Source organism: Ruegeria sp. HKCCD4884 (genome assembly GCF_013110855.1).
Classification (GTDB): domain Bacteria; phylum Pseudomonadota; class Alphaproteobacteria; order Rhodobacterales; family Rhodobacteraceae; genus Ruegeria.
Genome location: NZ_WVRJ01000009.1, coordinates 110,261 through 131,711, shown reverse-complemented (window position 1 = coordinate 131,711; position 21,451 = coordinate 110,261). Strand labels below are relative to the sequence as shown.

Genomic DNA, 21,451 nt, shown 5'->3' with positions numbered 1-21,451 from the left:
GCGTAATCGGCCTGCAAACTGGATATATCGCTGACCCGTTTTGTCACACGCATAGCAAGGCGGCAGGCGCACAATGAAAGAGGCGCGGCACCCGGGACCGGGAAACCGCGCCTTTTATCGGTCTAAAGGCAATCAGACGCGCGTTGACGTCTGATGCAAATCGATCAGCTTTTACCTTTCCAGGGCACCAGAACACGTTCGGCCCAGCGCATCAGCATGTCGATACCGAAGCCGATGACGCCAATCAGGATGATGCCCATGATCACGATGTCGGTGTTCTGAAATTTCGAGGCAACCATGATCATCATGCCAGCCCCTTTTTCAGCAGCGACCAGTTCTGCAGCAACAACCGTGCCCCAGCAGACCCCCATCGCAACCCGCGCACCGGTGAAGATCTCGGGCAGCGAATTGGGGATGATCACGTAGCGCATCACCTGCCACTTCGACGCCCCAAGGGAATAGGCCGCGTGTACCTTCGAGATGTTCACGCCGGACACACCAGAACGGGCCGCAATCGCCATGATCCACAGCGCCGCCAGGAACAGCAGGATGATCTTGCCACCCTCACCGATCCCTGCCCAGATGATCACCAGCGGGATCAAAGCCAATGGCGGAACCGGGCGCATGAACTCGACGATCGGGTCGAACCATCCACGGAACCAGTTGGACAGGCCCATGGCATATCCCAGCGGAATACCCACAAGCGATCCCAGAAGGAAGCCCACGATCACGCGGAACAGCGAATAGCCCAGATGCTCCCAAAGGGTGAAGTTCCGGAAGCCTTCGCTGGCAATCTCGCCCAGCCGTTCGAAAACGTTTTCCGGTGCGGGCAGCCAGATCGGTTCCATCTGCCAGCCTTTGTCCGGGTCAATATTGAGTGTGCCACGCTGCGACATGACCACACGGCCGAAATCGGTGTTCACGACGCCACCCGGTTCAATCGGCTGACCATTCACAGCAACGATCTTGGCCCCCTCGTCGCGGCCGACCTCATCATTTCGGTCAAGACGGGCCAGTTTGCTGCGATAAGCCTGAACCACTACGGCATCGTCTTTGGCAAATCCGTCGCCGGGTGCGACCTCGGGTTCGTCCACCGGTGCGTCCGCAGGGTGCACAATTACCGTCACCGTGGCGTCATCGGTCTGACCATCTGCCGTTTCCACCGTGTAGGTGAACGTACCTTCTCCGACATACGGCCCCGGCGCGTGCAAGAACGACGGCAACAAGGCCGACCCGGTGAATGCGCCCCATAGCACGAAGATGGCGATGATTGAGATGATTGACGCCTTACGATCCGAGACAACGGCGCTTTCATCGCCAAAGGTGACCGTCTTTAGAGATGTGAAATCATGGCGGTCTGTGCCTGCAGTCACCAGTTTGACCACAAAGAAAGCGCCGATGAATATCGCGATATAGATCAGAATGGGGATCATTGCGCTGCCTCCGTCCGACCCATGATTTCTTCTTCCATGTCCCAGATCATGCCCAGAATCTCTTCGCGGTTGGTGGCGAAGTCAGGGTGTTTCTTGACCTCACGCAGATCCTGGTCGACGCCCATATCTGCGAAGGGAAGGCGATATTCCTTGTGAATGCGCCCCGGTCTAGGTGCCATCACCAACAGACGCTCACCCAGCAGCAGCGCCTCTTCGACAGAGTGGGTGATCAGGATGATAGTCTTGCCGGTCTCTTTCCAAAGTTTCAAAACCAGCGATTGCATTTTTTCACGGGTCAGCGCGTCCAGCGCACCCAGCGGTTCGTCCATCAGGATGACATCGGGGTCATTGGCCAGACATCGCGCCAGCGCCACACGCTGCTGCATCCCGCCAGACAATTCATAGATCGCCTTTTCCTTGAAGTCCTGAAGGCCCACGACCTCAAGCAGATGATCGACTTCGGCCGCGTATTGCGCTTCCTTCTGGCCCTTCATCCGGGGACCAAAACTTACATTGTCACGCACGCTCATCCATTCGAACAAAGCGCCTTTTTGAAACACCATGCCACGCTCGGCATCAGGGCCAGTGACCGTGTGGCCATTCATCACAATCTGCCCTTCGGTCGGGGCCAGAAAACCCGCAACGATGTTCAGCAGTGTGGTCTTGCCGCAGCCCGAGGGGCCCAGCACGCTCATCAACTCGCCTTCGTTCAGATGCAACGTGACATCTTTCAACGCCTGCACTGCCGTTCCATTGGGCAGGTCGAAGCGCATAGAGATGTTTTCGATGGATAAACCTGTCATATCCGTCTCTCTTTGATACAGGCGCCCTCACGCGCGGGCGGCGCGCCCAATTGCCGGGTCAGCACCGGCGGGCGCATCGAAATGCGCCACGCCGGACTCTGTTACTTGCCGTCGGCAATCGTCATCGGTTCAGTGTTGACCGAGTTGGCATAGCTGTCCAGCGCACCGTCGATGCTGCCGGCTTCGACAAACACGTCGGCCACACCCTTCATAAAGGTCTGCACATTGCCGCCCAGCCATTTCTCGGACAGCTGATCATCCATGCTGGGGAAGCCCATTGTCCCAATAGCGGCGCGTGCGCCATCAAGGTCCATGCCGGATTCCTTGGCAATAACCTCAAGCATCGCATCACCGCCGGCACCCGAGTTCCAGCGCTCGTTTGCATCTGCAGTTACCTGCAGGAACTGTGCGACCAGTTCCGGATTTTCCGAGATAAAGCTTTCCGGGGACGAGGTTACGTCGAACACAAGAATGCCCAGTTCTTCTTTCTCGGCACCAGTCAACAGAACGTTCCCGTGTTCTTTCATACGGGACAGACCGCCGCCATATCCGCAGGCGAAATCAACCGCGCCCTGGCTCAGGGCTGCCGCACCTTCAGGCGGGGCCATGTCGACAACTTCAAGGCTGGCCAAGTCGATTCCGAAATGATCCATCTGGCGCAGGAAGCCATAATGCGCAGCTGTACCCAGCGGAACAGCGACCTTTTTGCCCGCCAGTTCGCTGGCGTTTTCCTTGTCGATCTCCAGCGCTTCCGACACGACACAGTTGTCATTCTCGGAATACGTCACGGCGACATCAACCACCTGAATCGCCTGGCCGGCGGATGCGGCAACAACGAAAGGCGGAATGCCCTGGCTGACCGCAATCTGTACGTCGCCCGAAGCCATCGCCGCGCTCATCGCGGTGCCGGTTTCAAAACTCACCCAGTTGACCTTGAGGCCAAGCGCTTCGTCATAGGTTCCGTTGGCTTTGGCTTCCAGCATGGGCAGGGGCCATTCCAGGAAGTATGCGACTGTGATTTCTTCCAGATCCTGCGCAAGCACCGCATGGCTTGTCAGTGCAAGCACACTGGTCGCTGCGAGAGTAGCGAGTGTCTTCTTCATAGTATCCTCCGGTTGGGTCACTTTTTGTTTTCAGCGCGAACCGCCGTTTTATCTTTTGAGGGAGCGTTGGTTGCGTCTTGCGACACGGTGCCGAGTCTTTTGTACACCGCTTACCTTGAAGCCCTTCGCTCTATCGTGGTGCAGAACAGTTGTTCTGGAATAAAACACTAGAGAGTGCGCGTTCTTTCCGTCAACTGTTTATTGTTCAACTATACATAAACAAGCGCTCAAAAGCTTGAAATGAACAAAAACTCGTCGTAGTTCTGCAATGTAGTAGATGTGAGATCAGGTATGGCAAGACCCACAGACAGTTCCATCGTCGCAAAATGCGCAAGGATCATGGATGTTCTAACCCATGCGAAACGGCCGATGGTGTTTTCAGACATTGTCGCACAGACGGGCTTCGTCAAAAGTTCGTGCCATCGCGTTCTTGCCGTTCTGCAAAGCGAAGGTCTGGTCGAGTATGAGAAAACCGGCAGAACCTACAAACCCGGGCCACGGTTTCAGGCATGGGCGCGTGCAGGGTTCCGCCACCCCGATCTTCAGCAAGTTGTCGCTGAACCCGTTGATCGCCTCAGCGAAGTGACCGGTATGAACATTGCGCTGTCCGTTCTGGATGGCGATACCATTCTGTACCTGCGAACGTCCAACCATGTCGCGATTCGATATGCTGCGCGAACAGGTGACCACGCGCCGCTACACTGCACCGCCGCAGGCAAGGTTTTCCTGGCGTTTATGACCGAGAAACAGCGCGATTCCGTTCTGGGGTCATCAGGGTTGGAAAAGTTCACCGAGTTCACCAGAACCCTCCTGCCCGAGCTTGAAGCGGATCTTGATGTCGTTCGAAGCCAGGGTTACGCGATGGTCGTCAAAGAAGAATTCCTGCAGGTCATGGGCATGTCCGTCCCGATCTGGAATGAACAGGGTAAAGTAGCCGCCTGCTTGTCAATGTGGACTTTGACGGCAGACAACACACCTGACGAATTGCGCGCAAATCTCAACTTGCTGAAACAAACCGCCGCCGGGATCTGCGACCAGATCGGGGGTGAGGCACCGGAAAACTTCGGCTTGACGACCTGAGTTTTACTATCGAATAATGGAATGAATGTTCCGTAATGCGAGAGTAAAATGCTTGCAACGCCGCCCGCCGTGGCGACACGGCCAAATTCTCTTTGGGCTACCACGGCTCCAAAGAAGCCCGATAGCCCGCAATTGTCCGGCGATCTGCGGGCGGATGTGGTCATCATCGGCGCAGGCTTCACTGGTCTGCGCGCAGCGCTGGCCCTTGCCGAAGCAGGAACGTCTGTTGTTGTGCTTGATGCCGGTGACGTCGGCTGGGGTGCTTCGGGTCGCACGGGCGGGCAGGTTAATCCAATGCTGCCCTTCAACTCGCCCAAAGACTTACAGCGTATGCTTGGACAGACATATTTTGAACGCCTGACCGAAGCGTCGCTGAATTCTGCAGACGAATTGTTTACCCTGATCGACACCTATCAAATCCCGTGCCAGGCCCGGCAAAAAGGGTGGTTGCGCGTGCTGCATAATGACCGGGCATTGCGCAAGGCCGAGGCAGATGTGAAAGCCTGGAATGATTTTGGCGCAGGAATGGAGATTTTGCGCGGGGATGATCTGCGAATCACTTCAGGCACTGCTGCCTATTCAAGCGGTGTCGTGACCCCACGCGGCGGCGCGGTACAGCCAATGATGCTGGCACGCGGCGTGGCAGGTGCGGCCCAACAACGTGGCGTTTCAATTTTCGGAAACAGCGCTGTCACCTCGATGAACAAGGTAGGCGGCAAGTGGCAACTGCGCACGGATCACGGGTCGGTCACGTCCGACACTGTGATTGTTGCAACCAACGGCTATACCGGCCCGCTGGTGCGGAAACTACCCAACAGCATCTTGCCCCTAACCCCGATTCAGATCGCAACAGACCCGTTGCCGGAAGACGTCATCGCTTCGATCCTGCCGCAGGGACACACGATCTCAGACAGCCGACGTATCATCATGTACGCACGGCGAGAGCCGGACAATCGGTTGGTCTACGGTGGGTTGGGGCGCGTGGATGGCGCAGGCAACTTGGGCGGTTTCGATTGGCTTCAACGAGACGCCGAACGCGTTTTCCCTCAGTTGAAAGGTGCCAATTGGTCCCATCGCTGGGGAGGGCGCATTGCGGTAACAGACGACCACTTGCCCCACCTGCATGAACCTCAGCCGGGTCTTTTAATCGGGTTAGGATACAACGGACGTGGCGTTGCCATGTCACATGTGATGGGCCGTGTTCTGGCCGAGCGCGCCCTGGGCGCTGACCCTGAGGCTCTGACCTTTGCAACAACCCCTGTGCGAACCATGTCCTATCGCCCGTTCAAGGTTGCAGGTCTGGGAACAGCGATCTGGTCGATGCGTTTGATGGATTGGCTGGAAACCAGATAGCGTCAAACGACACCGTGTCGTGTTGGTTTTCACAACCGCCAAAACGAAAAAGAGGCGGCAATCGCCGCCTCAGTCTCAGCCTTTCATTCCGTCCCAGAAGGATTTGACGGAAGAGAAAAAGCTTTTGGATTCCGGGTGGTTGTCCTCACCCAGATCCTCAAACTCGCGCAGCAGCTCTTTCTGGCGGCTGGTCAGGTTGACCGGAGTTTCCACCGCCAGTTCGATGAACATGTCACCAACGCCACCACCACGCAGCGCGGGCATACCTTTGCCACGCAGACGCATTTGGCGACCTGACTGACTGCCTGCCGGAATCTGGACACGTCCCCGTCCGCCATCAATGGTGGGCACTTCGATCGAACCACCCAGCGCCGCCTTGGCCATGCTGACCGGAACCCGGCAATAGAGGTTTACGCTGTCGCGTTCGAACAGCTTGTGGTCAGAGACCTCGACAAAGATATAGAGATCGCCCGGAGGACCACCGCGCATCCCAGCTTCGCCCTCGCCAGCCAGCCGAATCCGTGTTCCGGTTTCGACACCGGCCGGAATATTGACGGACAAGGCACGGTCTTTTTCGACACGGCCGGAACCCTGGCAGGATTTACATGGGTTCTTGATGATCTGACCCAGCCCAGAACATGTCGGGCAGGTGCGCTCGACTGTAAAGAAGCCCTGTTGCGCCCGCACCTTACCCATGCCCGAACAGGTGGGGCAGGTTGTGGGTTCAACGCCACCTTCAGCGCCGGTTCCGTCACAGGACGAACAAGCCACAGCGGTGGGGACGTTAATGGTTTTCTGCAGGCCCGAGAACGCCTCTTCCAGCGTCACGCGCAGATTGTAGCGCAGGTCTGAACCGCGTGCGGCACGACGCCCACCGCCACCTCCGCGTTGGCCGCCCATGAAATCGCCGAACAGATCATCGAAAACGTCCGAGAATGCGCTGGAAAAGTCGCCCTGACCAAAGCCGCCGCCGGGACGCCCGCCGCCGCCCATGCCGTTTTCAAAAGCGGCATGGCCAAAGCGGTCATAGGCAGCCTTGCGCTCGGCGTCCTTCAACACGTCATAGGCTTCGTTCGCTTCCTTGAACTGCGCCTCGGCATCCGGGTTGTCTTTGTTGCGGTCGGGATGCAACTCTTTGGCCTTCTTGCGAAAACCCTTTTTGATCTCGTCCGCCGATGCACCCTTGGCTACGCCGAGCACATCGTAATAGTCGCGTTTTGACATCAGCGTTTCCTTCTGCCTCAACGTAATCGGGCCGGCCCGGCGAGCGGACCGGCCCAGATTGGCCCGGTTACCCGTTACTTACGCTTGTCGTCGTCCAGATCTTCGAACTCAGCGTCGACAATGTCATCGTCACCTGGTGCGGCATCTGCGGCGGCAGGCTCATCTTCACCCTCTTCGGCTTGCGCCTTGTAGATGGCTTCGCCCAGCTTCATGGCCGCTTCGGTGACGTTCTGGATGCCCGACTTGATCTTGTCGGCATTCTCGGTTTCCAACTCGTCCTTCAGTGCGGCAATCGCCAGCTCGATGGCTTCGATGGTGGTCGGGTCGACCTTGTCGGAATGCTCTTCCATCGACTTCTCGGTCGAGTGGATGAGGCTTTCCGCCTGGTTCTTTGCGTCGACCAGCTCGCGGCGTTCCTTGTCGGCTTCCGCGTTCTCTTCGGCGTCCTTGACCATCTTTTCGATATCCTCGTCGGACAGACCGCCCGAAGCCTGGATAGTGATCTTCTGCTCTTTGCCGGTGCCTTTGTCCTTGGCCGAAACCGAGACAATGCCGTTGGCGTCGATGTCAAACGTCACCTCGATCTGAGGCATACCGCGTGGTGCCGGTGGGATGTCTTCGAGGTTGAACTGACCCAGGATCTTGTTGTCCGCAGCCATTTCACGCTCACCTTGGAACACGCGGATGGTCACGGCATTCTGGTTGTCCTCGGCGGTCGAGAAGACCTGAGACTTCTTGGTCGGGATCGTAGTGTTGCGGTCGATCAGACGGGTGAACACGCCACCCAGCGTCTCGATGCCCAGCGACAGCGGGGTCACGTCCAGCAGAACAACGTCTTTGACGTCGCCTTGCAGAACACCGGCCTGAATGGCGGCGCCCATGGCAACCACTTCGTCCGGGTTCACACCCTTGTGCGGCTCTTTACCGAAGAACTTGGTGACCTCTTCGATCACTTTCGGCATCCGGGTCATACCACCGACCAGAACAACTTCGTCAACGTCAGCAGCCGACAGGCCGGCGTCTTTCAGAGCAGCGGCGCAAGGCTTCATCGACTTCTTGATCAGGTCCGCAACCAGCGATTCCAACTTGGCACGGGTCAGTTTCATGACCATGTGCAGCGGCTGACCGTTCGAACCCATCGAGATGAACGGCTGGTTGATTTCGGTCTGCGAGGTCGAGGACAGTTCGATCTTAGCTTTTTCAGCAGCTTCTTTCAGACGCTGCAGGGCCATCTTGTCTTGGGACAGATCGACGCCGTGTTCCTTTTTGAACTCATCCGCCAGGTAGTTGACGATGCGCATGTCAAAGTCTTCACCACCCAGGAAGGTGTCACCGTTGGTCGATTTGACCTCGAACAGGCCGTCATCGATTTCCAGGATGGTCACGTCGAAGGTACCACCACCAAGGTCATACACCGCGATGGTTTGGGTTTCTTCCTTGTCCAGACCATAGGCCAGAGCAGCCGCTGTCGGTTCGTTGATGATCCGCAGCACTTCCAGACCGGCGATTTTACCGGCGTCTTTGGTGGCCTGACGCTGTGCATCGTTGAAGTAGGCCGGTACGGTGATGACCGCTTGCGTGATTTCCTCACCCAGATAGCTCTCGGCGGTTTCCTTCATCTTGCCCAGAGTGAAGGCCGAGATCTGGCTTGGAGAGTATTTTTCGCCGCGGGCTTCGACCCACGCGTCGCCGTTGCCGCCATCAACAATGGCATACGGCACCATTTTCTTGTCTTTTTCGACTTCTGCATCATCCACACGACGACCGATCAGACGCTTGACGCCAAAGATCGTGTTGTCGGGGTTGGTGACCGCCTGACGTTTTGCAGGCTGACCGACCAGTCGCTCATCTTCGGTGAAGGCGACGATCGAGGGCGTGGTCCGCGCCCCTTCAGCGTTTTCGATGACCTTCGGCTGCGAGCCGTCCATGATGGCCACACACGAGTTGGTGGTACCGAGGTCAATCCCGATTACTTTTCCCATTTTTGCAATCCCTTTCTCTTCAAGGCGATGTCCCGAGAACCGGACCCGTTACGGCATCCTGTCCCCGATCTGATGTGCGCGACAGCACTACCATCGCGCGTCCCGGCGTATATAAGGGCCAGACCAAGGGCCTGCAAGCACCGTAAAAGGCAGGTTTTCGGGAATCTGTGGCCTTTTTTGGCAAGGATTTGGAAAGGATTGGGGTTTCCGGAATGGCGCGGCTGGTTTTGCGTGGGTTCGATATCAGAAAAGGCTATCTGGATCCTGCCGCTCAGACGCAGGTCATTGCCGATTTGCGACCGATTCTGAAAGCTGCGCCCTTGTTTCGCCCCGTTACGCCTTCGGGCAAAGAAATGTCGGTGCGTATGACATCGGCCGGGGATTTGGGTTGGGTGACAGACAAGGCAGGCTATCGCTATCAGGATCAGCATCCCAAGGGCGGAGTTTGGCCCGGCATTCCCGACAGTATTTTGGGTATCTGGTATGACTTGGTTAGTACGGAACGTGAACCGGATTGCTGTTTGGTCAATTACTATGGCGAAGGCGCAAAGATGGGCCTACATCAGGACAAGGACGAGGCTGATTTTTCCTGGCCCGTTTTGTCGGTTTCTTTGGGCGATGACGCCCTGTTTCGCATTGGCAATACGACCCGCGGCGGCAAGACCGAGTCGATCTGGCTCAGCTCGGGGGATGTGGTCGTTATGGGTGGGCCCGCACGGTTGGCATATCACGGGGTGGACCGGATCAGGTTCGGATCGTCGCGCTTATTGCCCAAGGGCGGGCGGATCAATCTTACATTGCGGGTGGCGCGTTAACGGCGGGCATTCCAGCTTTGCGAAACGTGCTGGCGCGTAAAAAACTCACCCATCAATCCGATCATCAATAAAGCGATCCCAACCCAGACCGCGTATTCCCAACTGGTATTACGGGGGAAGTAGTTGCGGAAAATGAAGCCGCGACATTGATCGATGATGTGGAAAAGCGGATTCCACGCAAACATCATCAACAACCAACCACCCATAGTGTTTGCGACAAACATCTTTCCCGAGAAAATCATGTTCATCCGCCGATAAATATTCGTCAGCATGGAAACAGTTTTCGGGAACCAGGGCTTGATGGCCATGAACACAAGTCCGATCGCGCACCCCGTAAACCAAGCCAGCAGCACCATACCAAAGGCGCCACCCGGGTTCTCAATCTCTAACGGAGCGACCGCGACACTGTATATGAACAGAAGGACGAACATCGCCATCACCTGCTTGTACAGCGTGCTGAAAGCGGCCGACAAGATCAGAACCATTACGTTCATTGGTGAATGCAGCGTCATTGGGTTGTTGGCAGCACCAACCCCCGAGATTGCCCCAATCGACTGTATGTGGATCATAAATGGAAAGACGCCGGACAAGATATACAGCAGGAATTCACCCCTGATCTTGGCAATGCCTCCCCGGCCCATCAAAGTTATGAGCAAGTAGAACACCATGCACATCACAACCAGCTGCACGATGTTCATCAGAATTGCGATCACCGCATTCGGATGTTGCGAGCGTACGTTCCTAACGACTGCATGGAACACCAGTTCAGCAGTTGTAAACGCGCCGCCCAGCAGCGATTGATTACGCTTGAAGTAATACACTCGAAGGTCTTTCCTGCCTCGCCGCCCTCAATCTGGCACGAATATCTTGCCGTTCCGTAACCGCCGCATCATAAGTCGGTCATGAGTTTGGATCAACAAACCACAGGAACGGAGCATTTTTGTGACTTACGACGCGCTTATCCCGGTCATCCGACGTCTGGCCCTAGAAGCAGGTGACAAGATCATGGAGATCTATGAGGCGGATGATTTTGATGTCAAAGTCAAATCAGACTCCAGCCCGGTGACCGAAGCGGATGAGGCTGCAGACGCATTGATCTCTGCCGGTTTGCGCGCAGCTTTCCCGGGCATCCTGCTGGTTACTGAAGAGCAGGCCGCGTCACACTCGGAAAAAGGCGATACTTTCCTGATTGTGGATCCGCTGGATGGCACCAAGGAATTCATCAACCGCCGTGGTGATTTTACCGTCAACATTGCGCTGGTTGAAAATGGCACGCCAACGCGTGGCGTGGTGTATGCGCCAGCACGGGGTCGTATGTTCTATACGCAAGCTGACGGCCGGTCGGTCGAGGAAACAGGCGCGTTTGACAAAGACACACCCGGTGTGCTGACTGAAATATCAGTCTCTAAACCGGACAATTCTGCACTTTTTGTAGTGGCTTCGAAATCCCACAGGGATCAGGCGACCGAGGAATACATCAACAAATACCAGACCAAGGACAGCAAAAGCGCCGGGTCGTCTCTCAAGTTCTGCCTGGTGGCGACAGGTGAGGCGGATGTCTACCCGCGCGTTGGGCGCACAATGGAATGGGACACCGCAGCGGGCCACGCGGTTTTGGCTGGCGCCGGTGGCCGGGTTGTGCGTTTTGACGACCATTCGCCGCTGCTCTATGGCAAAGAAGGATATGCCAACCCGTTTTTTATCGCCTACGCTCCGGGTGTTGAACTGAAGGAAGCCTGATGTCTGTTCTGATTGCCATCCCAGCCCGATACGCTTCGACCCGCTATCCGGGCAAACCATTGGTGCCGCTATCTGGCGCCACAGGTACGGCTATGACATTGATCGAACGGTCCTGGCGCGCGGCCAAGTCTGTGTCGGGCGTTGATCGGTTGGTCGTTGCAACGGACGACGACCGTATCCGCGAGGTCTCGGAGGGGTTTGGAGCCGAAGTGGTCATGACCTCTGAGAATTGTCAGAATGGCACCGAACGTTGTGCCGAAGCGCATGAAATTCTGGGCGGTGGGCATGAAATCGTGGTCAACCTGCAAGGAGATGCACCTCTGACGCCGCACTGGTTTGTCGAAGACCTGATCGCAGGTTTGCGCGCCGCACCAGATGCCGGTGTTGCGACACCCGTTCTGCGCTGCGACGGCGACGCGTTGAACAGTCTGCTGAACGACCGTAAGCATGACCGTGTTGGTGGGACAACGGCCGTATTCGGGCGCGATCACAGCGCGATGTATTTCTCGAAAGAGGTCGTACCGTTTACATCGCAGACCTATGCGGGCGACGAACCGACCCCAGTGTTTCATCACGTGGGCGTATATGCTTATCGGCCCGATGCGCTTGCGGCATATCCAGGCTGGCCCACTGGCCCGCTGGAACAACTGGAAGGGCTGGAGCAACTCAGGTTCATGGAGAACGGCCGCAAGGTCCTATGTGTCGAGGTCGAAGCCAAGGGCCGCCAGTTCTGGGAGCTGAACAACCCGCAGGACGTGCCCAAGATCGAAGAGATGATGGCGGCGATGGGGCTGGAGTAACCGATTTTCCCCATGACATCCGGCGGCCCCCACATCTTTTATACAAGCAATTTGGTTCCAAAGGACGCAAAATGACAACTATCCTCGTAACTGGCGGCGCCGGGTATATCGGCTCGCACGCGTGCAAAGCGCTGGCGAAGGCAGGCTACGTCCCGGTGACCTACGACAATCTGGTCACAGGGTGGCAGGATGCGGTGAAATATGGACCGTTCGAGCAAGGCGATCTGCTGGACCGGGACCGTCTGGATCAGGTGTTTGCCAAACACAAACCAGCCGCGGTAATGCACTTTGCGGCCCTCAGCCAAGTGGGTGACGCAATGCGCCAGCCCGGGCTGTATTGGTCAAACAACGTCACGGGTTCGTTGACCTTGATCGAAGCTGCGGTTGCAGCCGGGTGCCTGGATTTCGTGTTCTCATCCACATGCGCCACCTATGGCGAGCATGACAACGTGGTTCTGGATGAATCCACTGCGCAGTATCCACTGAATGCCTATGGAGCATCAAAACGTGCAATCGAGGATATCCTGAAAGATTTCGAAGCTGCGCACGGCCTGCGCCATGTCATCTTTCGCTATTTCAATGTCGCCGGGGCAGACCCGGAAGGAGAGGTGGGCGAGTTTCACCGACCCGAGACCCACCTGATCCCCCTGATGCTGGATGCAATTGACGGAAAGCGTGAGGGCCTGACCGTCTTTGGCACCGATTACGACACCCCCGACGGCACATGTATCCGCGACTATGTACATGTCTGCGATCTGGTCGACGCGCATGTGCTGGGATTGGACTGGCTGGAACAAGGCAAGGAAAGCCGTGTCTTCAACCTGGGCACCGGATCGGGATTTTCCGTGCTTGAGGTGATCGAGCAATCCAAATCTGTCACAAATCGCGCCGTGCCTTATTCAACCGGGCCGCGTCGGGCGGGCGATTGCACCAAGCTGGTCTCGGGCTCTGTGCGGGCCGAAACCGAACTGGGATGGACGCCAAAACGTTCAACGTTAGAGACGATGATAGCGGACGCCTGGCGCTGGCATCAGAACGGCCATTACGAAAAATGAGCCGTCCGTGACCTCCGACTCTCTGCAGAACCTGCCCCGGATCAGTTGGCGGCAAAAGTATCTGCTGCGTTGGAAACGTCGTCGGCTGCTGTGGCGGTCCTTGCGCAGTCGGCACCAATTGACGTGCCTGAAAGATCAGACCCGCGAAATCCACGCGGGCGATGTGCTGGCCTTTATCACCTTGCGCAACGAGATTACCCGCCTGCCCTGGTTCTTTCGTCACTATCGTCAATTGGGTGTGCGTCATTTTCTGATCGTCGACAACGGCAGCGATGACGGTTCAACTGAGCTTCTGCTGGATCAACCAGATGTATCTGTCTGGCAAACCTACTCCAGTTATCGGGGATCTCGGTTTGGACTGGATTGGCTGACCTGGCTTCAGATGCGATATGGGCACAATCACTGGTGTCTGATGGTCGATGCGGATGAGCTGTTGGTTTATTCCCAGTGCGATACCCGGCCCCTGCAGGATTTGACGGCCTGGTTGGACCAACAAGGCCGGGTGGGTTTTGGCGCGTTGATGCTGGACCTCTATCCCAAAGGTCCGTTGGGCCGTGACACCTATGATCCAGATACCGACCCAACAAATCTGCTGTGTTGGTTCAATGCCGGCCCCTATCGCGCCCAAAGGCAAAGCCCGATGGGCAATCTTTGGGTTCAGGGTGGGGTTCGGGAACGGATGTTTTTCAGCACGACCCGGCAACGGTCACCGACACTGAACAAACTCCCCCTGATGCGCTGGTCGCGACGCTATGCGTATGTGAACTCATGCCATTCCGCCCTGCCGCGCCACCTGAACAACGCGTATGACGGGCCGGGCGGTTCGGCGCCTTCTGGGGTGTTGCTGCACACGAAATTCCTGCCCGAGGTTGTTGAAAAGTCCAGATCCGAAAAGCAACGACGCCAGCACTTTCATGATCCGAACCAATTCGGCGCGTATTATGACGGCATCCTTAATCAACCGGACATGTGGACACCACAATCGGTGCAATACACTGGCTGGGCACAGTTGCAAGAATTGGGGCTGATGTCAGACCAAGGCTGGGTCCGGCAATGAAAACGCATCAGTCAACGACACGTTTACCTTTACCTGGGTCTAAATTGTTGCCTCAGAAGATGCAAAAGTGGCATAAACCGGTAATGCCTTGTCGTGCCACCAGTAAAGACGAGGTCGGGGAAAGCTCGCGTTATAAAAAGGGTTGGGCAGTCACGTGAGCCTGTTTGAGTCCTACAAAATGAGATTGCGGCGCAAGCGTCGTATTTTGCGTTGCCTCAGGCGACGCCGTGAACTGAAACCCGCCAGCGTCAACACATCAGCAATTCGGCGCGACGACATCCTGTTGATGAGCGTTATCCGCAACGAAAAAATCCGCCTGCCCTTTTTTCTGGAATATTACCGCAAGCTTGGCATCGACCACTTTCTGTTCGTCGACAACAACAGCGATGACGGAAGCTTTGAGTTCCTGAAGGAACAGGCCGACGTGTCGGTTTGGCGGACAACAACCAGTTACAAACGCGCGGGATATGGTCTGGACTGGTCAAACTATATCCTGCGCAAATACGCCCATGGCCATTGGGTTTTGACCGTCGATCCCGACGAGTTCTTCATCTATCCGTATTGCGATACCCGCCCGATCCGCGCCTTGACGGATTGGCTGGATGGCAGCGCCGTGCGCAGTTTTGGAACCATGTTGATCGACATGTACCCTGAAGGTCCTGTCGATGCCGAACCCTACCGAGAAGGTCAGGACCCGTTCGAAATCGCGCGTTGGTTCGATCCCGGGAACTACATGATCACCAAAAACCCGGATTACAAAAACCTTTGGATTCAAGGTGGCCCCAGGGCGCGCGTGTTCTTCCGCGAAAACCCATCCAAGGCTCCGGCGTTGAACAAGATTCCCTTGGTCAAATGGGATCGGCGGTATGTCTATGTCAGCTCGACTCATTCACTTTTGCCCCGTGGCCTAAACCAGGTTTATGACGAATGGGGCGGAGAAAAAGCCAGCGGGTCCCTGCTTCATGCCAAACTGATCAACACCCTAGGCGACAAAGCACGCGAGGAACTGGAGCGTGGTCAGCATTATCGCGGTTCGGGTGAATACAAAGCCTACGCCGCGCAGCTAGAGGAAAAACCCGTTTTCTGGTGCGAATGGTCCGAGGCTTACATAAACTGGAGACAACTTGAGATTCTGGGCCTGATGTCCAAGGGGAACTGGGCATGAGCGGTCTGGGCATCGTCATGTTGGTCCATACTTCGCTGGACCGAGCCGAACAGGTGGCGCGTCACTGGACGGCCGCAGGATGCCCTGTCGTGATCCATGTGGACCGCAAAGTAGCCGACGGTGTCTATACGCGCTTCAAAGCGTCCTGCTCGAACGATCCCAAGATTGTGTTTTCTGAACGCCACAAATGCGATTGGGGGGGATGGGGTATCGTCGCCGCTTCACAAAGCGCATCCGAGGTGATGCTGGACCAATTCCCAGACGTACGGCATGTGTTTCTGTCATCAGGAGCCTGCCTGCCGTTGCGGCCCGTTCAGGAACTGATAGATTATCTAGCCGACCGACCCCGCGTTGATTTTATCGAGAGCGCGACAACATCCGATGTCAGCTGGACGATTGGAGGGCTGGACCATGAGCGATTTACCCTGCGGTTCCCGTTTTCCTGGCGCAATCAACGCAAGCTTTTTGACGCTTACGTCAGGCTGCAACGTGCAGTGGGGTATCGCAGGCGCATTCCCGACGGTTTGGTGCCACATATGGGCAGCCAGTGGTGGTGCCTTACCCGCCAAACGCTGTCGGCTATTCTTCAGGACCCCAAACGCAAGCAGTATGACCTGTATTTCCGTCATGTTTGGATCCCGGATGAAAGCTATTTTCAAACCCTGGCCCGGCAGTATTCCACACATATTGAAAGCCGGTCCTTAACCCTGTCCAAGTTCGACTATCAGGGCCGCCCGCATATTTTCTACGACGATCACCTGCAATTGTTGCGACGCTCGGATTGCTTTGTCGCCCGCAAAATCTGGCCTCAGGCAGAGCGGTTGTATCAGGCGTTTCTGACGGACCAAACCAGCGCTATGAAACCGGCGGAACCGAACCCCGGCAAGATTGATCGCATCTTCTCGAAAGCCGTTGAAAGACGGACGCGCGGGCGCGACGGGCTGTATATGCAAAGCCGCTTTCCGCGACATGGCAGCGAAAATGGCCTGACATCTTCGCCCTATTCCATGTTTCAGGGCTTTTCTGAATTGTTTGAGGATTTCGAAACCTGGCTAGCAACGGCCACAGGCACAAAGGTCCATGGCCATCTGTTTGGACCCGACCGGGCCGAATTTGCACAGGGCGAAACCATAACAAACGGGGCCCTAAGCGATTGCGCATCGTTGCGCGACTATAACCCCACAGCTTTCCTGTCTAGTTTGATCTGGAACACGCGGGGTGAACGGCAGTGTTTTCAGTTCAGCCCTCGGGACACACAGGAAATCAACTGGCTTCTCGCACGTGACAAGAATGCTCAGATTTCGATTATCACTGGGGCATGGGCAATTCCGCTGTTTCGGTCGAACCTGAACTTTTCGGAAATCCGGTGCGAAGCCGCGCGGTTGCAGCAGATTGAAACCAAACAGCTTGAGGTTATGACCTCGGTCTGGACCAAAGCCCGTATGCGCAGCTGGACTTTGGCCGACTTCATTGAATCGCCGATGGATCCGTTGCAGACGATCCTGGACGAGATCGGTGCAAATCAGGCCAGCCACCTGACAGAAGTGCCCACCATGGTTGACTTGTCCGGGTTCGGAAAGTTCCTGCAAAACCTCAAGAACCAGGGCATGCATCCTTATCTAATGGGAGATTTCCCATCTGACGATGTGTTTGGTCGGCAAACAAAACCTTTCCGCAAACCCTATCTGGTGCAGTGACCGTCTATGGCAGCCAACTATGATTACTTCGTCGTACTGGCGGCCATGCGCACAGGATCGAATTTGCTGGAGGCAAACCTGAACGCGCTGGACGGCGTGACCTGCCATGGTGAGGCGTTTAACCCACATTTTGCCGGTAATCTGAAATCTGAAACTCTGCTGGGCCTGTCGTTGGAAGACCGTGACGCGGATCCGGCAAAGTTGCTCAAGGCCATTCGCTCGGCCCCCGGTGACATCAACGGGTTCCGATATTTCCAGGAACATGACCCACGCATCCTGAAACCGGTCCTGAATGACCCTCGCTGCGCCAAGATCATTCTGACACGCAACCCTCTGGACAGTTACCTTTCGCTGAAAATCGCGCGGGCAACCCAGCAATGGTTGCTTAAAAACGTCAAACGGCGCGTCGAGGCCGAGATTGCTTTTGATACGCAAGAATTCGCGGACTATCTGGATCAGATCCAAAGCCACCAGCACATGCTGCGGCGACATTTGCAAAAGACGGGTCAGAATGCGTTTTTCATCACCTATAATGATCTGACCGAGTTGGACGTTCTAAACGGTCTGGCGGCATGGCTGGGGGTTAAAGCGCGTTTAACCCGGCTGGATGACACGCTGAAACCGCAAAACCCGGCCCCTGCGGTTTCAAAAGTCACCAACCCCGAAGAAATGACCCAAGCTTTGAGGGATGTCGACCGCTTTGGATTGCATGAGACCAAGGGCTTTGAGCCGCAACGCGGGGCCGCCGTACCGCAATACATCGCAGCGTCAAAATCAGCCCTGATGTATTTGCCCATTCGTAATGGATTAGAGCCTGTTATTGCCCAATGGTTGGCCGATTTGGATGGCAACGCGGACGACGATTTGATCACCGATCGAAACAGAAAACAAATCCGAATCTGGCTGAAGGATCATCCCGGTCATCGAAAATTCACCGTCCTGCGTCACCCGCTGGCACGGGCGCATACGGCATTTTGCCAACACATTCTGAGCACAGGACCGGGCAGTTATAAAATGGTGCGAAACTATCTTCGTAACCGGCTCAAGATGCCAATCCCCGGACAGGTGCGGGACACGAATTATTCGGTCGAGCAGCACCGCGATGCATTTGCGGCTTTTCTGGGCTTCTTGCGCCTCAACCTGAACGGTCAGACACCAATCCGCGTTGATGGGACGTGGTGCAGCCAATCCCGGGTTTTGGACGGTATTGCCGGTTTCCTCTTGCCGGACCTGATCCTGCGAGAGGACGAGTTGGCGACAGCACTTCCCGCACTGGCACGCGAAGTTGGACATTCGAACCCGTCCGAGCCGGGCCCATGCGCACCCGATGTGCCATTTACGTTGAGCCAGATTTACGACGCAGAGCTTGAGGCGCTGGCAGCAGAGGTCTACCAGCGCGACTATGAAGTGTTTGGGTTTGGTGCCTGGGCGCCGGACGCCACTAAGGGCGCAAGGTGATAAGCGTACCTTTGTTCACCATGGCATAGATCTCTTCCATCTCGGCATTCTTGACCGCGATGCATCCCGCCGTCCAATCCGGTGTTTTGCGCGCACGCTTGAACTCGGACCGAAGATTGGGCTGGCCGTGGATGAAAATATCGCCCCCCGGATCAACGCCCGCTGCCTTGGCCTGCGCGACATCCTGAGAATTGGGGTACGAAATACCCAGCGACAGATGATAGCGGCTGCGGGGGTTCCGGCGGTCGATCAGGTATGTGCCCTCGGGCGTTCGACCATCGCCTTTCTTAGTCTTTGTTCCGCGTGGCGCAAAGCCCAAATCAACTTCATATTCACGCAATACCTGCTCATTATGCAGCAGATAGAGTTTGCGCGCGCCCTTGTTGACCACCAAAGAGGTCACTTCGGGTCCATTATATGTCAAAAATCTTGGGCTGGCGGAGGCACAAGCCGAAAGGCTCAGCGTTGCCATCGCCCCCAATCCGAATGCTCGACGATCCATTTTTTCACTGCCTGCTCTGTTTTTTGGGATTAATATGCCAAAAACCTTCAGAAACGGAAATCACTTTTTGCTGTTCATCTGCTCGGTCAGGCGACGTTCGATATTTTCTAGCCGTTCCAGCACCTCATCACGATAGGCGTCGGTTTTGACTTCATCCTCGGCGTGATGTGCATCCTGCATCGAGTTCACGATCAGACCGACCAGCAGGTTCACCACGGCAAAGGTCGTGACCATGATAAATGGCACAAAAAACAGCCATGCGTAGGGATAAACCTCCATAACGGGGCGGACGATGCCCATGGACCAGCTTTCCAACGTCATGATCTGGAACAGGGTGTAAGCCGACAGGCCCAGATCACCGAACCAAACGGGAAATGACACCGAGAACAACTTGGTCGAGATCACCGCACCGATGTAGAACAGGATGGCCATCAGCAGGAAGACGCTGGCCATTCCCGGCAGGGCCGAAATGAATCCTTCGACCACGCGCCGTAGACGGGGTGCAACAGAGATAACCCGCAACACCCGCAGAATTCGCAGGGCCCGCAGCACAGACAAGCTGCCGGCACTGGGAACAAGTGCAATGCCCACGATAAGAAAGTCGAAAATATTCCAGCCGCTGGTAAAGAACCTGCGCCCGGTCGCAATCAGCTTCATCGTGATCTCGGCAACAAAGATCGCAAGGCACAGCTTGTCCAGCGTGACAATCAGCGGTCCTGCTGCCTCCATCAGGGTGGGCGACGTCTCCATCCCCAAGAGAATCGCGTTGAAAATGATGACAGCCGTGATGAAACGTCCGAAAGCCGGGGCTTCGATGATGGTCAGCAAGCGCTGTTTGACGCCCATGTGTCGCGTTCTCCTGTCTGGTCAAGATGCGGCGTTCAGGACGAACCGCGCAGCAAGTTCCGTATGTGACGACCACCGAAATTGGTCAACGACCTGTACCCATTCAAGGGTGTAGCCTGCGTTAAAAAGGATTTTCGCGTCCCGCGCAAAGCTCACCGGGTTGCACGAAACGTAAGCAATCACCGGGCGCTTGGCTTTGGCCAGCTCTTCCACCTGCGCCTCGGCTCCGGCACGGGGTGGATCCAACACGATCGCGTCAAACGCCTTCAACTCATCGGGCATCAATGGACGACGGAACAGGTCGCGGGCCTCAGTCGTTACGCGCTTCAAACCATGCGCCTTGCGCCAACCCTGATCCAATGCCTGAACCATGGCGGACTCGCCTTCCACAGCATGAACTTCAGCAGTTTGGGCCAAGGGAAGGGAAAACGTACCGCTACCTGCAAACAGATCGACAACGCGCTTGGCGCCCTGTGTAGCCTCTGAAACAGCCTGTAATAGAGCCTGTTCTCCGTCCTTTGTCGCCTGCAGGAACGCGCCGGGTGGCGGTGTGACTTCAGCCGTTCCAAAACGTTGAAGCGGCGCTTGTCGCATGGCGATCACTTCATCATCCCAACTCAGCCGCGCCAAACCGTGTTTCTCTGTCGCTTGAGCCAGTGCCAGTTCCAACGGCCCGTCCAATGGTTTGCCGCCTTTGACGGCTACATCCAATCCCCCTTCGGAGAGTGTAAGCGTCACCGCCAGAATACCCTTACGGCTTCCTCCCAGAACGGCCAGCGCCTCGGCCACAGGAATGGCCGCGATCAACTCGGGATCCAGCAACCGGCAGTCGGGGATTTCCGTGATCGTGTCCGACGCGCGACCATGAAACCCGGCCAATGTGCCCTTCTTTGTTCGCCTTACGGCAACCGTTGCACGCCTGCGCGACTGTTCGGGTGACGTGTGGATCGGGCGCATCTGTGCATCCAGACCCTGCGCGGCCAAGGCGTTACGCACAATTTCAAGCTTCCAATCGGCCACAAAGGCGTCAGAGGCATGCTGCAACTGACACCCGCCGCAGGCTTTGTAGTGCCGACAAGGCGCCTTGACCCGATCTTCGGATGGCGTTTCCACCCGGATATCGGTCAGCACTTGACCCGTCAAAGTGCCGCTTACGACCTCACCGGGCAGGGTGCGCGGGGCATAGACCGGGCCATCGGCAATACCATCGCCCTGATGGCCAAGCCTTGTGATTGTGAATTGCTGCGTCATGAAGGGCCTGATAGCCGGGCTTTCACGTCAACAAAACCCCTTAGGGCACTTTGCGCTTGCATTGAATCGCAATACGCTGTCTCTCCC

19 protein-coding genes are annotated in these 21,451 nt (G+C 56.3%); 10 read left to right on the top strand and 9 right to left on the bottom strand.

The window, feature by feature from the left end:
* Positions 1-164: 164 nt before the first annotated feature.
* The 3 genes from GS636_RS14515 to GS636_RS14505 form a co-directional block, all read right to left on the bottom strand.
* Positions 165-1,433, bottom strand: a complete 1,269-nt coding sequence (locus tag GS636_RS14515; RefSeq protein WP_171648197.1) for an ABC transporter permease subunit — start codon at positions 1,431-1,433, stop codon at positions 165-167.
* On the bottom strand, positions 1,430-2,236 hold the full coding sequence (locus GS636_RS14510) for a taurine ABC transporter ATP-binding protein (protein WP_171092888.1): 807 nt from the start codon (positions 2,234-2,236) through the stop codon (positions 1,430-1,432). Before GS636_RS14510 ends, GS636_RS14515 begins: the two co-directional genes overlap by 4 nt.
* Before the next feature lie 101 nt (positions 2,237-2,337).
* Entirely contained in the window at positions 2,338-3,339 is a 1,002-nt protein-coding gene (locus GS636_RS14505) for an ABC transporter substrate-binding protein (RefSeq protein ID WP_171184608.1), read from the bottom strand.
* A 291-nt stretch (positions 3,340-3,630) separates the two neighbouring features.
* On the opposite strand from GS636_RS14505, the gene GS636_RS14500 reads away from it, so the two are divergent.
* Both GS636_RS14500 and GS636_RS14495 read left to right on the top strand, forming a co-directional pair.
* Positions 3,631-4,419, top strand: coding sequence for an IclR family transcriptional regulator (locus tag GS636_RS14500; RefSeq protein WP_171670120.1), 789 nt, complete (start codon positions 3,631-3,633; stop codon positions 4,417-4,419).
* A 48-nt stretch (positions 4,420-4,467) separates the two neighbouring features.
* Positions 4,468-5,772, top strand: a complete 1,305-nt coding sequence (locus GS636_RS14495) for an FAD-binding oxidoreductase (RefSeq protein WP_171670118.1) — start codon at positions 4,468-4,470, stop codon at positions 5,770-5,772.
* Between the two features lie 75 nt (positions 5,773-5,847).
* Here GS636_RS14495 and dnaJ read toward each other — a convergent pair whose 3' ends face one another.
* Positions 5,848-6,996, bottom strand: coding sequence for a molecular chaperone DnaJ (gene dnaJ / locus GS636_RS14490; RefSeq protein WP_171092880.1), 1,149 nt, complete (start codon positions 6,994-6,996; stop codon positions 5,848-5,850).
* A gap of 74 nt (positions 6,997-7,070) precedes the next feature.
* Complete coding sequence (gene dnaK, locus GS636_RS14485; RefSeq protein ID WP_171670115.1) at positions 7,071-8,978, bottom strand: molecular chaperone DnaK; 1,908 nt, start codon at positions 8,976-8,978, stop codon at positions 7,071-7,073.
* Positions 8,979-9,190: 212 nt separating this feature from the next.
* On the opposite strand from dnaK, the gene GS636_RS14480 reads away from it, so the two are divergent.
* The gene (locus tag GS636_RS14480; RefSeq protein WP_171670112.1) at positions 9,191-9,793 is read left to right on the top strand and encodes an alpha-ketoglutarate-dependent dioxygenase AlkB; all 603 of its coding nucleotides are present in this window, start codon (positions 9,191-9,193) and stop codon (positions 9,791-9,793) included.
* Here the strand turns inward: GS636_RS14480 and GS636_RS14475 are convergent.
* Positions 9,790-10,614, bottom strand: coding sequence for an ABC transporter permease (locus tag GS636_RS14475; RefSeq protein ID WP_171092875.1), 825 nt, complete (start codon positions 10,612-10,614; stop codon positions 9,790-9,792). The genes GS636_RS14480 and GS636_RS14475 overlap by 4 nt on opposite strands.
* 121 nt (positions 10,615-10,735) lie before the next feature.
* On the opposite strand from GS636_RS14475, the gene cysQ reads away from it, so the two are divergent.
* The 7 genes from cysQ to GS636_RS14440 all read left to right on the top strand — a co-directional run bounded on the left by cysQ (position 10,736) and on the right by GS636_RS14440 (position 18,765).
* A complete protein-coding gene (gene cysQ / locus GS636_RS14470; RefSeq protein ID WP_171670110.1) occupies positions 10,736-11,533 on the top strand; it encodes a 3'(2'),5'-bisphosphate nucleotidase CysQ in 798 nt (265 codons plus the stop codon).
* On the top strand, positions 11,533-12,333 hold the full coding sequence (locus GS636_RS14465; RefSeq protein WP_171670108.1) for a manno-octulosonate cytidylyltransferase: 801 nt from the start codon (positions 11,533-11,535) through the stop codon (positions 12,331-12,333). Before cysQ ends, GS636_RS14465 begins: the two co-directional genes overlap by 1 nt.
* Before the next feature lie 71 nt (positions 12,334-12,404).
* On the top strand, positions 12,405-13,388 hold the full coding sequence (galE, locus tag GS636_RS14460) for a UDP-glucose 4-epimerase GalE (RefSeq protein WP_171670105.1): 984 nt from the start codon (positions 12,405-12,407) through the stop codon (positions 13,386-13,388).
* A gap of 7 nt (positions 13,389-13,395) precedes the next feature.
* A complete protein-coding gene (locus GS636_RS14455; protein ID WP_171670103.1) occupies positions 13,396-14,445 on the top strand; it encodes a glycosyltransferase family 2 protein in 1,050 nt (349 codons plus the stop codon).
* Positions 14,446-14,623: 178 nt separating this feature from the next.
* A complete protein-coding gene (locus GS636_RS14450; RefSeq protein WP_171184799.1) occupies positions 14,624-15,610 on the top strand; it encodes a glycosyltransferase family 2 protein in 987 nt (328 codons plus the stop codon).
* Positions 15,607-17,307: a beta-1,6-N-acetylglucosaminyltransferase gene (locus GS636_RS14445; protein WP_171670101.1), complete on the top strand. Its 1,701-nt coding sequence runs from the start codon at positions 15,607-15,609 to the stop codon at positions 17,305-17,307. The genes GS636_RS14450 and GS636_RS14445 overlap by 4 nt, the downstream gene beginning before the upstream one ends.
* Before the next feature lie 6 nt (positions 17,308-17,313).
* Positions 17,314-18,765, top strand: a complete 1,452-nt coding sequence (locus GS636_RS14440; RefSeq protein WP_171670098.1) for a nodulation protein NodH — start codon at positions 17,314-17,316, stop codon at positions 18,763-18,765.
* Here GS636_RS14440 and GS636_RS14435 read toward each other — a convergent pair.
* From GS636_RS14435 to GS636_RS14425, 3 genes are read right to left on the bottom strand one after another with little or no spacing between them, the layout of a single operon-like run.
* Positions 18,749-19,267, bottom strand: coding sequence for a murein L,D-transpeptidase family protein (locus GS636_RS14435; protein ID WP_171670096.1), 519 nt, complete (start codon positions 19,265-19,267; stop codon positions 18,749-18,751). The genes GS636_RS14440 and GS636_RS14435 overlap by 17 nt on opposite strands.
* Before the next feature lie 60 nt (positions 19,268-19,327).
* The gene (locus tag GS636_RS14430; RefSeq protein ID WP_171670095.1) at positions 19,328-20,113 is read right to left on the bottom strand and encodes an ion transporter; all 786 of its coding nucleotides are present in this window, start codon (positions 20,111-20,113) and stop codon (positions 19,328-19,330) included.
* Positions 20,114-20,134: 21 nt separating this feature from the next.
* Positions 20,135-21,364, bottom strand: a complete 1,230-nt coding sequence (locus GS636_RS14425) for a class I SAM-dependent RNA methyltransferase (RefSeq protein WP_171670094.1) — start codon at positions 21,362-21,364, stop codon at positions 20,135-20,137.
* Between the last annotated feature and the right edge of the window lie 87 nt (positions 21,365-21,451).